Raw genomic sequence first — 8,326 nt, 5'->3', positions numbered from 1 at the left:
GGCGCAACCCGACCTAGGACGTCATCGCGGCCGCCGCGGCCCGGGCGTCCTCGGCCACCAGGTCGAAGTTGATCTGCGCGCCCGCGAAGGCCCCCGCAGCCGCAGCGGAACCCACCTGGGCCGACAGATCCGTCACGTTGCCCGCCGCCCACACCCCGGGCACCTCGGTGCGGCCGGTGGCGTCGGCCGGGATGTGTTCGCCCATGCCGGACGGGTGATCCACCGGCTTCAGGCCCAGCGAGGTCAGGAAGCCGGCCCGCGCCACCATCCGCGAGGCCACCGCCACCGCCTGTCGCGGCACGACCGTCCCGCTCACCAAGCGTACACCCGAGATCTGACCCTGAGTGACCTCGATGGCCGCCACCGGATCCTCGACGATGCGCACGCCCAGGGCCGCCAACTGCCTCGCCTCGTCGCCTTCCGGGTGCGGGCGGCCGTTCAGGAACAGCGTCACGTCCCGGCTCAGCTGATGGAACAGCAGGGTCTGGTGCACCGACATCGGGCCGCTGGCCAGCACTCCGATGGCCTGGTCGCGGATCTCCCAGCCGTGGCAGTACGGGCAGTGCACCACGTCCCGCCCCCACCGCTCGCGCAAACCGGGCACGTCCGGGATCTCGTCGACCAGCCCGGTGGTCACCAGCAGCCGGCGCGCGCGAACCGTACGGCCGTCACCCAAGGTCACCGCAAACTGGTCGCCGTCACGTACCGCATCAATCACCGAGCCCTGCTCGACCTCGCCACCGTAACCACGCACCTCGGCCCGGCCCCGCTCGACCAGTTCCAGCGGCGGCATGCCCTCGCGGCCGAGCAGGCCGTGCACCCCGTCGGCGGGCGCGTTGCGCGGCGCACCCGCGTCGATCACCAGCACCGACCGCCGCGACCGGGCCAGCATCAGGGCCCCGCTGAGACCGGCAGCCCCGCCGCCGATCACGATCACCTCGTAGTTGTTCTCCATGCCTCGACGATGCCGACCTGGCCGCCGGCTGGGCAACGAACGTTGCCACTTCAGCAAAGGGTGACCTCGTTGCGCAGGCCGGTCCAGCGCACCTGCACCCGCCGGCCGAACGGCGACCCCTCGCTCAGGAAGTCGCCCGGCCCGCGCGCCAGGAACCGCCGGCCGTCCGCCTCCAGCCGGCCGATCACGATGCCGGAGCGGCGGCCGTCCCGTCCGTGCTTGACGGTGAATGTCTCGATTGTCGCCCAGCCGGAAGCCTCCTCGACCTCGCCGGGCGCCTCTCGCGCGTCCAGCGCTGCCTGCAGGCTCGCGCTCTCGTCGGCCGCCCATTCGTGTGGGCCGCTCCGGTAGACGCCCGCGGAGTATTTGCTCATGGCTCCGCCATTCGCGCCGACAAAACCCCAAGATCCAGGGGTACGCCGCAGGCGCTGAGCGGTCTCGGCGATCGCATGCATCGAGTAGTTGTTGCCGGCGCCGCCGAAGAAGGGCAGGCCGCCGGTCACCGTCAGTCCGCGCGGATCGTCGTGGGCCAGGCCCAGCGCGCCGGCGACCGTCCAGACCGGGATCGGGAAGCAGCTGTACAGGTCGATCGTCGCCAGGTCGGCCGCGGTGATGCCGGCGACCTCGAGGGCGTGCCGGGCGGCCAGTACCGCGGCCGGTGACGTGGACAGGTCGGCGCGGTCCATGAGGTCGCGTTCGCGCAGGTCGGCATGGCCGGCCAGGAAGATCCAGCGGTCCTCGGGGAGGGCCAGCCGGCGGGCCTCGGCGACCGGCATGAGCAGCACCGCGGCGCCCTGGTTGACCTTGTCGCGGGAGACCAGGTACCGGGTGTACGGGTCGGCGATCGGACGGTTCGCCGCGCTGGGCGTGGCCAGTTCCACGGCGTCGCGCTCGATCGGAGCGGCCGCGTACGGGTTCGCCGCCGCCACCCGGGTGAACGGGGCGAACAGGCGGCCCATCGCGTCGGCGTACGCTTCCCGGGACAGGCCGAGCCGGGCCCGGCGGGCGTTCTCCAGCAGCGCATATTGGCTGGTCATCTCGGTCGCCCCGTGGGCGAGCAGCGACATCGAAAACATGCCGTCCAGCCCGAACCCGCGATCCTCCAGCTGCCCGCCGACGTGCTCGGTGAAGTCCGGCCGGTCGTCGGCGTTCGTGAACCGCTCGGCGGTCGAGATCGCCTCCGCCCCGCAGAGCAGCACCGCGCCGCACTCCCCCGCCGCGATCGCCGCCGCGAACTCGTTGACCAGATGCTGCGGCGCCTGCCCGCCGGTCACCTCGAGCACCGCCCGCCCGGGCCGGGCACCGATCCGCCCGGCCACCGAACGCGGAAAGTTGTCGGACCGCCCCAGCGGCACCTCGGCCCCCGGCACCGAGATCTCGAACTGCCGCACGCCCGCGACAGTCCCCACCGCGGCCGCCACCGCACCCGGATCACCCCCGGTGTCGGCCAGCGCCTCCCGGGCCGCCGCAGCCGCCAGCTCGACGGCGGACCGGCGCAGGTACCCGGGGTCGTCGAGCCGCTCCGCGGCCTGCCCCACGCCGACGATCACCGGCGTCCGCGGGTCGATCATGTGGGCCCGAGGCCGCCGGCCAGCGCTCGGATCGTGCGTTCGCAGTCGGCGGCCATTTCCCGGGTGATGTCGCCTGCCGGGCGGATGTTCTGGAATGAGCCGACCACCTGGCCCACGAAGAACGACTCCAGGGCCACGCCGCCCGGGTGGCCCGCCTCGGCCGCCGCGTCGATGCGTTGCCAGGCCTCGTCGACCAGCATGGGCTGCAGCGGCATGGGCAGCGGGCCGGGGCTGCCGGTGGCGGCCCACTCGTCGTGCCAGGCGCTGCGCAGCTGGCGGGCCGGCTTGCCGGTGCGGGTCGGTGAGCGGAGCGTGTCGTTGCTGGTGGCGGACAGGAACTTCTGCTTGATGGCCTGGTTGGCGATGTCTTCGGCGCTGGACAGCCACACCGAGCCGCACCACACGCCGGCGGCGCCCAGGGCCAGGGCGGCGGCCATCTGGCGGCCGGTGGCGATGCCGCCGGCGGCCAGCACCGGGCGGTCGCCGGCCAGGTCGACGATCTCGGGGGTGAGCACCATGGTGGCGATCGTGCCGGTGTGGCCGCCCGCCTCGGTGCCCTGGGCGATCAGCAGGTCGACGCCGGCCTCGATCTGGCGCTGGGCGTGTTTCGCCTGGCCGACCAGGGCCGCCACCACCACGCCGGCCGCCTTGCCGCGCGCCACCAGGTCGGGCGGTGGGGTGCCGAGCGCGTTCGCCACCAGCGAGATGCGGTGCTGGAACGCGACGTCGAGCAGTTCCGCGGCGCCGGCCGGGTTGAAGGCGGCGAGGATCTCGTCGTGCAGCACCGCGCCGGGGGCCGGCGGGATGTCGTATTTCGCCAGCAGGTCGCGGACGAACGCCAGGTGCTCGGCCGGGATCTGGGCGCGCAGGCTGGCGATCAGGTCGTCCGGGTCGCCGGGGGCGAACTTCTCCGGCACCAGCAGATCCACGCCGTACGGGCGGCCGCCGACCTGCTCCTCGATCCAGGTGAGCTGGGCGTCGAGTTCCGCCGGGGTGTACATGGACGCGGCCAGCACGCCGATACCGCCGGCGTTGGTGACCGCGGCGACCACGCCGGGGGAACGGTTGAAGCCCACGATCGGGTGGTTGATGCCGAGCAGCTCGGTGAGTGGGGTGCGCACCGTGCGTCCTCCGAGGGGAGTCAAAGAGCGGACGACGGGATTCGAACCCGCGACCCTCACCTTGGCAAGGTGATGCGCTACCAGCTGCGCTACGTCCGCGTTGCCACGACCATACCGGATCGGTCCGCCGGCGCGGTCATCCGCCCCGCGCCACTTTCGCCGCGTCGCGGGAAGTGTCACTTGATCAGGGCGCGGGTAGCATTCCTGCAATGGCGAACGACCCCACCATCTCGTACGAGCCAGCCGACCCGGACGGCCTGGTGGTCGCCGCGCTGTCCGGTGAGCTCGACATCGACCGCGCCGACGAGGTGCGCGACAGCCTGGCCGCCACGGCCGGCGCCGGCGGCTGCCGTTACCTGCGGGTGGACGTCAGCCGCCTCGACTTCATCGACTCGTACGGCCTGGGCGCCCTGGTGAGCGCCCGCAACAGCGCCGCCGCGCACGGGGTCACACTGACCCTGGCCGAGCCGTCCCCGCCGGTCCGCAAGGCCGTCGAGGTGACCGGCCTGGGCCACGTGTTCGGCCTGGGCTGACCGGCCGCCGCTGCGCCGGAACCCCGGAGGCGCGGGCGGGAAACGCCGGAGAGAGGGACCGGAACACTCAACCGGAACCCTCCCCCGCCGATCGCAGGACCCGATCGACCAGGGGTCTTCGCACCGCAACCGGGACGCACCCGCGCGGGCACCGGGCGTGCACCGCCGGCCCCGGAATCTCTTCCCATGCCCGGCCGACAACACGGCCGGACAACGCGGGGGAGATCGCTCATGTTTCGCAAGTCCGTGACTTCGCTGGCCGCCCTGGTCGCCGGCGTCGGCGTCGCACTCGCCGGTCCGATGGCGGCCCACGCCGCCACCGCCCCGACGGCTCCGGCCAAGCGGGCCTGCGTCACCGGCGCCAAGCTGGTTCCGACCTGCAACGTGCTGTGGGGGGTCGCGGCGGGTGGCTTCACCGGCAAGCCGCGCGACCTGGAGCACCGCAACTGGGAGCAGCTCAGCGGCCGGACGGCGACGATCTTCCACACCTACCACAAGGGCGACGAGAAGTTCCCGACCGCCGCCGAGATCGCGATGACCCGGGACCCGGCCAAGCCGCGCGTGCTGCTGCTGAACTGGCGGGTCGAGTACGGCACGACCTGGGCCGCCGTCGCGGCCGGCAAGCACAACGCGCGGATCGACGCGTTCGCCGCCCGGGTGAAGGCCACCTTCCCGGAGAAGTTCTTCCTGGTGCTCAACCACGAGCCCGAGGACGACGTACGCCCGGAGGCCGGTTCCGGCATGACGGCCAAGGACTTCGCCGCCTCGTACCGCTACGTCACCAAGCGGCTGCGCGCCCAGGGCGTCACCAACGCGGTGAGCGTCATGGCCTACATGGGCAACGAGAAGTGGATGGGCCGGAGCTGGTGGAAGGACCTCTACCCGGGCAACGACGTGGTGGACTGGATCGGCCTGGACTCGTACGTCAGCGCCGAGCCGGGCTACTACCACCACGGCCTGTTCGGTGACCTGCTGGACCGGCGGGCCAAGGGCGGCGAGGCGTTCTACAGCTGGGCGACCACCAAGCACCCGGGCAAGCCGCTGATGGTGGCCGAGTGGGGCGCCTACCACCGGGTCGGACAGGTCGTCGACAAGGCGGCGCAGTTCAACAGCGTGCTGCCCGAGCTGGCCAAGCGCCCGGCGGTCAAGGCGATCGTCTACTTCGACACCAAGAAGGACCTGTTCGGCGACCGGGACATCAGCATCGACAGCTCGCCGTCCAGCCTGGCCGCCTTCCGCAACCTCGCCAAAAACCCCATTTTCAACGTACGCATCAGCAAGTAGCGAATCGAGCCGCCCGGTTTCTGCCGGGCGGCTCGGCCTATTCGCCCAGCTCGACGGGAAGCGCGTCCAGGCCGAACACGATCGAGGCCCGGCGGAAGTTGAGCTCGGCCGGCGGCACCGCGGGCCGCATCGCCGGGAACCGCCGGACCAGGGCCGGGTACGCGGTGCGCAGCTCCATCCGGGCCAGTTCCGCGCCGATGCAGCGGTGGATGCCGTAGCCGAACGCCATGTGCGAGCGGGCCGCCGCCCGGTCCGGGTCGACCCGGTGCGGCCGGACGCCCATCGGGCTGTCCCGGTCGGCGCCGCTCAGCGAGCAGATCACCACGTCGCCGGCCCGGATGTCGGCGTCGCCCACCCGGACGTCGCGGACCGCCACCCGGGGGAACGCCACCTGCACCACGGTCAGGTAGCGCAGCAGCTCCTCGACCATCCTGTCGACGCCGTCGCCGGCCCGCATCCGGGCGCCCAGGCTCTCGTCGGTCATCAGCAGCAGCGCGCCGAGGGCCAGCATGCTGGCGCTGGTCTCCAGGCCGCCGGTCAGCACCCCGTCGGCCAGCCCGGCCAGCTCCCGGTCGTCGATGTCGCTGCCGTGCGCCCGGATCAGCGACCCGAGCAGCCCGTCGCCCGGCTCGCGGCGCTGCTGCTCGATCAGCCCGCCCAGGTAGTCGAGCGACTCGCCGACCGCGTCCAGCGCCGGGCCGCCGCCCTCGGCCAGGTCGAACCGGGCGGTGCTCAGCTTCTGGAAGTAGTCGCGGTCGGCGTACGGGACGCCGAGCAGCTCGCAGATGGTCAGTGCGGGGATCGGCAGCGCGAAGTCGTGCCACAGGTCGGCGGTGCCGCCGGCCTGGGCCATCGCGTCCAGCCGGCCGCCGACGATCGCCTCGATCCGCGGCTGCAGCCGGGCCAGCCGCCGCATGGTGAACTCCGGGGTGAGCATCTTGCGCAGCCGGGTGTGCACCGGCGGGTCGGCGAACCCGAGTCCGCCCGGCTCGACCGCCACGTTGATGCCGACCCGGCCGGCGAACTTGCCGAAGTCGTTGCTGTAGCCGTCCACGCTGCCCAGCACCTGCCGGACCGGCTCGTAGCCGGCGACCAGCCAGGCCCGCATCCCGAAGGGCAGCGGCATCCGGCTCACCGGCTGCTCGGCCAGGCGCTGGTCCATCTCCGGCACCGGGTCGAGGCCGGTCCGGTGCAACGGCAAGAGGATCTTGTCAGGCAGGAGCGACAGGCCGGCGTACGGTCCCGCTCCCCCGTTGAACCGGCGCGCGACCAGTCCCAGCACCTGTGACCGCACCGCGGACACCAGCGACGTCATGCCCACCGGAACTCCTCCACCGCCTCGGTCGACGTATGCGGAGCATGATCACACGGCGGTACAAGAAATCGCGGCCGCTCGGCGAGGAAATTCTTCACAAACACGCCGGAGCACACCCGAGACGCCACCGCGACGGCGCTGTGATCAGGGCTGCGTTGAATACGGCGGATGGACAGTTGGCTGCCGCGGGCGCACCGCCGGACGCTGCTCGCGTTCCTGCTGGTGATGGCCGCTACGTGGGTGCGCCCGGAGTACCCGGTGGAGCAGGCGTTGCACCATTCGCTCACCGCCGTGGGCGTGGTCGCGCTGCTCGTCCTGCAGCGGCGCCGGCCGCTGCCCTATTCGTCGTTCCTCCTGATTGTCGTGTTCCTGACGTTGCACACGATCGCGGCACGCTGGATCTACTCGTTCGTGCCCTACGACGACTGGACCGGCGCGGTGTTCGGGTTCCGCCTGTCCGAGATGTTCGGCTGGCAGCGCAACCACTTCGACCGGCTCGTGCACCTCGCGTACGGCCTGGTCTTCGGTCCGGTGATCTTCCGCGCCCTGTGCGACTGGCGCGGCTGGCGGACCCGCCCGGCGGCCCTCGCCGCGGTCGAGATCGTGCTGTCCACCAGCGCGTTCTACGAACTGTTCGAATGGGCGATCGCGATGACGCTGGGCGCCGGCGCGGCCGAGGCCTACAACGGCCAGCAGGGCGACATGTGGGACGCGCACCGGGACATGGCCCTGGCCACCCTCGGCGCGATCGTCGGCACGGCGGTCGCCGCGGCGCGCCGGCGCCCGGTCAAGACACTGTCGACGGTTGCACGGCCCCGCTCACCAGCAGGTCGATGAGCAGCCGCCGGTCCGGCTTGACGGCCCGGTCGCCGGGGCTGCCGGTGCGCCCGATCTGCGCGGTGGTGACGCCGGCGCCGTACTGGGCGATCAGCGGGGGGAGGTGATCGCCGCCGCGCCCCAGAGCGCGACGGCGATCCACCCCCTCTTGACCGGAAAGTCCTACGGCGCGACCAGCGACGGCTGCCACACGTAGGTGGTCGGCGCGGCCGTCGCGGCGCTGGCGAAGTTGCGGTTCACCGTGTTGGTCTCGGTGGCGTTCGGGTACGCGTTCTGGCAGGACACCGGCGCGCTGCTGCCGGACATCAGGTCGGCGCACAGACCGGTACGGCGGTCCGGCAGGCCGAGCAGGTGACCGAACTCGTGGGCGGCGATCCGCGGCACGTAGTAACCCTGGTTGACTGCCTGGCGGCCCATGTACCAGCGGCCGTTGCCGAGCGACGTGGTCTGCGCCCGCGGCCAGCCGTTGTCCGCGTACACCCGGATGTTGGGGGTGCGACCGGCCGGCACCGGCTGGAGCTGGACGTTGGTGGCCCGGCTGTTCCAGATCTGCGCGCCCTGGGCGACCGCGGCCTGGAATTCCTGAGCCTGGCTCGCGTCGTAGTACAGGATGCGCGGTGCGGCCGAGGCGGGGGTGGCGCTCGCGACCTGCACTCCGGCGAGGGCGGCGACGGCAATGAACGCCGCGGCCCAGCGTCGTAGAAGCATGT

8 protein-coding genes and 1 tRNA gene are annotated in these 8,326 nt (G+C 72.4%); 3 read left to right on the top strand and 6 right to left on the bottom strand.

Annotated features, from left to right (window positions below; genetic code table 11):
- Positions 1–13: 13 nt before the first annotated feature.
- From Ari01nite_RS30225 to Ari01nite_RS30210, 4 genes are all read right to left on the bottom strand, one after another.
- Positions 14–955: an NAD(P)/FAD-dependent oxidoreductase gene (locus Ari01nite_RS30225; protein ID WP_203785605.1), complete on the bottom strand. Its 942-nt coding sequence runs from the start codon at positions 953–955 to the stop codon at positions 14–16.
- A 50-nt stretch (positions 956–1,005) separates the two neighbouring features.
- Complete coding sequence (locus Ari01nite_RS30220) at positions 1,006–2,526, bottom strand: acetyl-CoA acetyltransferase (protein ID WP_203785604.1); 1,521 nt, start codon at positions 2,524–2,526, stop codon at positions 1,006–1,008.
- Complete coding sequence (locus tag Ari01nite_RS30215; RefSeq protein WP_203785603.1) at positions 2,523–3,647, bottom strand: NAD(P)H-dependent flavin oxidoreductase; 1,125 nt, start codon at positions 3,645–3,647, stop codon at positions 2,523–2,525. The genes Ari01nite_RS30220 and Ari01nite_RS30215 overlap by 4 nt, the downstream gene beginning before the upstream one ends.
- Before the next feature lie 26 nt (positions 3,648–3,673).
- Positions 3,674–3,746, bottom strand: a tRNA-Gly gene (locus Ari01nite_RS30210).
- 110 nt (positions 3,747–3,856) lie between these two features.
- Between Ari01nite_RS30210 and Ari01nite_RS30205 the strand changes: the two genes are divergently transcribed.
- On the top strand, positions 3,857–4,180 hold the full coding sequence (locus tag Ari01nite_RS30205) for an STAS domain-containing protein (protein WP_203785602.1): 324 nt from the start codon (positions 3,857–3,859) through the stop codon (positions 4,178–4,180).
- A gap of 231 nt (positions 4,181–4,411) precedes the next feature.
- Complete coding sequence (locus Ari01nite_RS30200) at positions 4,412–5,464, top strand: glycoside hydrolase family 26 protein (protein WP_203785601.1); 1,053 nt, start codon at positions 4,412–4,414, stop codon at positions 5,462–5,464.
- A gap of 37 nt (positions 5,465–5,501) precedes the next feature.
- On the opposite strand, the gene Ari01nite_RS30195 is transcribed toward Ari01nite_RS30200, so the two are convergent.
- Positions 5,502–6,779 carry a cytochrome P450 gene (locus tag Ari01nite_RS30195; RefSeq protein WP_203785600.1) on the bottom strand — a complete coding sequence of 426 codons (1,278 nt, stop codon included), beginning with the start codon at positions 6,777–6,779 and terminating at the stop codon, positions 5,502–5,504.
- A gap of 168 nt (positions 6,780–6,947) precedes the next feature.
- Here Ari01nite_RS30195 and Ari01nite_RS30190 point away from each other — a divergent pair, with 168 nt between their 5' ends.
- Positions 6,948–7,616: a DUF2238 domain-containing protein gene (locus Ari01nite_RS30190; RefSeq protein WP_203785599.1), complete on the top strand. Its 669-nt coding sequence runs from the start codon at positions 6,948–6,950 to the stop codon at positions 7,614–7,616.
- A 162-nt stretch (positions 7,617–7,778) separates the two neighbouring features.
- Here the strand turns inward: Ari01nite_RS30190 and Ari01nite_RS30185 are convergent, their stop codons facing one another.
- A complete protein-coding gene (locus tag Ari01nite_RS30185) occupies positions 7,779–8,324 on the bottom strand; it encodes a snapalysin family zinc-dependent metalloprotease (protein WP_203785598.1) in 546 nt (181 codons plus the stop codon).
- Positions 8,325–8,326: the final 2 nt, after the last annotated feature.

Origin of the sequence: Paractinoplanes rishiriensis (assembly GCF_016862375.1) — a bacterium.
In the GTDB taxonomy this organism is placed as follows: Bacteria; Actinomycetota; Actinomycetes; order Mycobacteriales; family Micromonosporaceae; genus Actinoplanes; species Actinoplanes rishiriensis.
Note: the sequence above shows the minus strand (reverse complement) of the source record. Positions and strands in the feature narration are given on the sequence as shown.

Excerpts from the sequence above, each read along its gene's own strand:
- Ari01nite_RS30225 (WP_203785605.1), bottom strand. The coding sequence starts at position 955 with ATGGAGAACAACTACGAGGTGATCGTGATCGGCGGCGGGGCTGCCGGT.
- Ari01nite_RS30220 (WP_203785604.1), bottom strand. The coding sequence starts at position 2,526 with ATGATCGACCCGCGGACGCCGGTGATCGTCGGCGTGGGGCAGGCCGCG.
- Ari01nite_RS30205 (WP_203785602.1), top strand. The coding sequence starts at position 3,857 with ATGGCGAACGACCCCACCATCTCGTACGAGCCAGCCGACCCGGACGGC.
- Ari01nite_RS30200 (WP_203785601.1), top strand. The coding sequence starts at position 4,412 with ATGTTTCGCAAGTCCGTGACTTCGCTGGCCGCCCTGGTCGCCGGCGTC.
- Ari01nite_RS30195 (WP_203785600.1), bottom strand. The coding sequence starts at position 6,779 with ATGACGTCGCTGGTGTCCGCGGTGCGGTCACAGGTGCTGGGACTGGTC.
- Ari01nite_RS30190 (WP_203785599.1), top strand. The coding sequence starts at position 6,948 with ATGGACAGTTGGCTGCCGCGGGCGCACCGCCGGACGCTGCTCGCGTTC.
- Ari01nite_RS30185 (WP_203785598.1), bottom strand. The coding sequence starts at position 8,324 with ATGCTTCTACGACGCTGGGCCGCGGCGTTCATTGCCGTCGCCGCCCTC.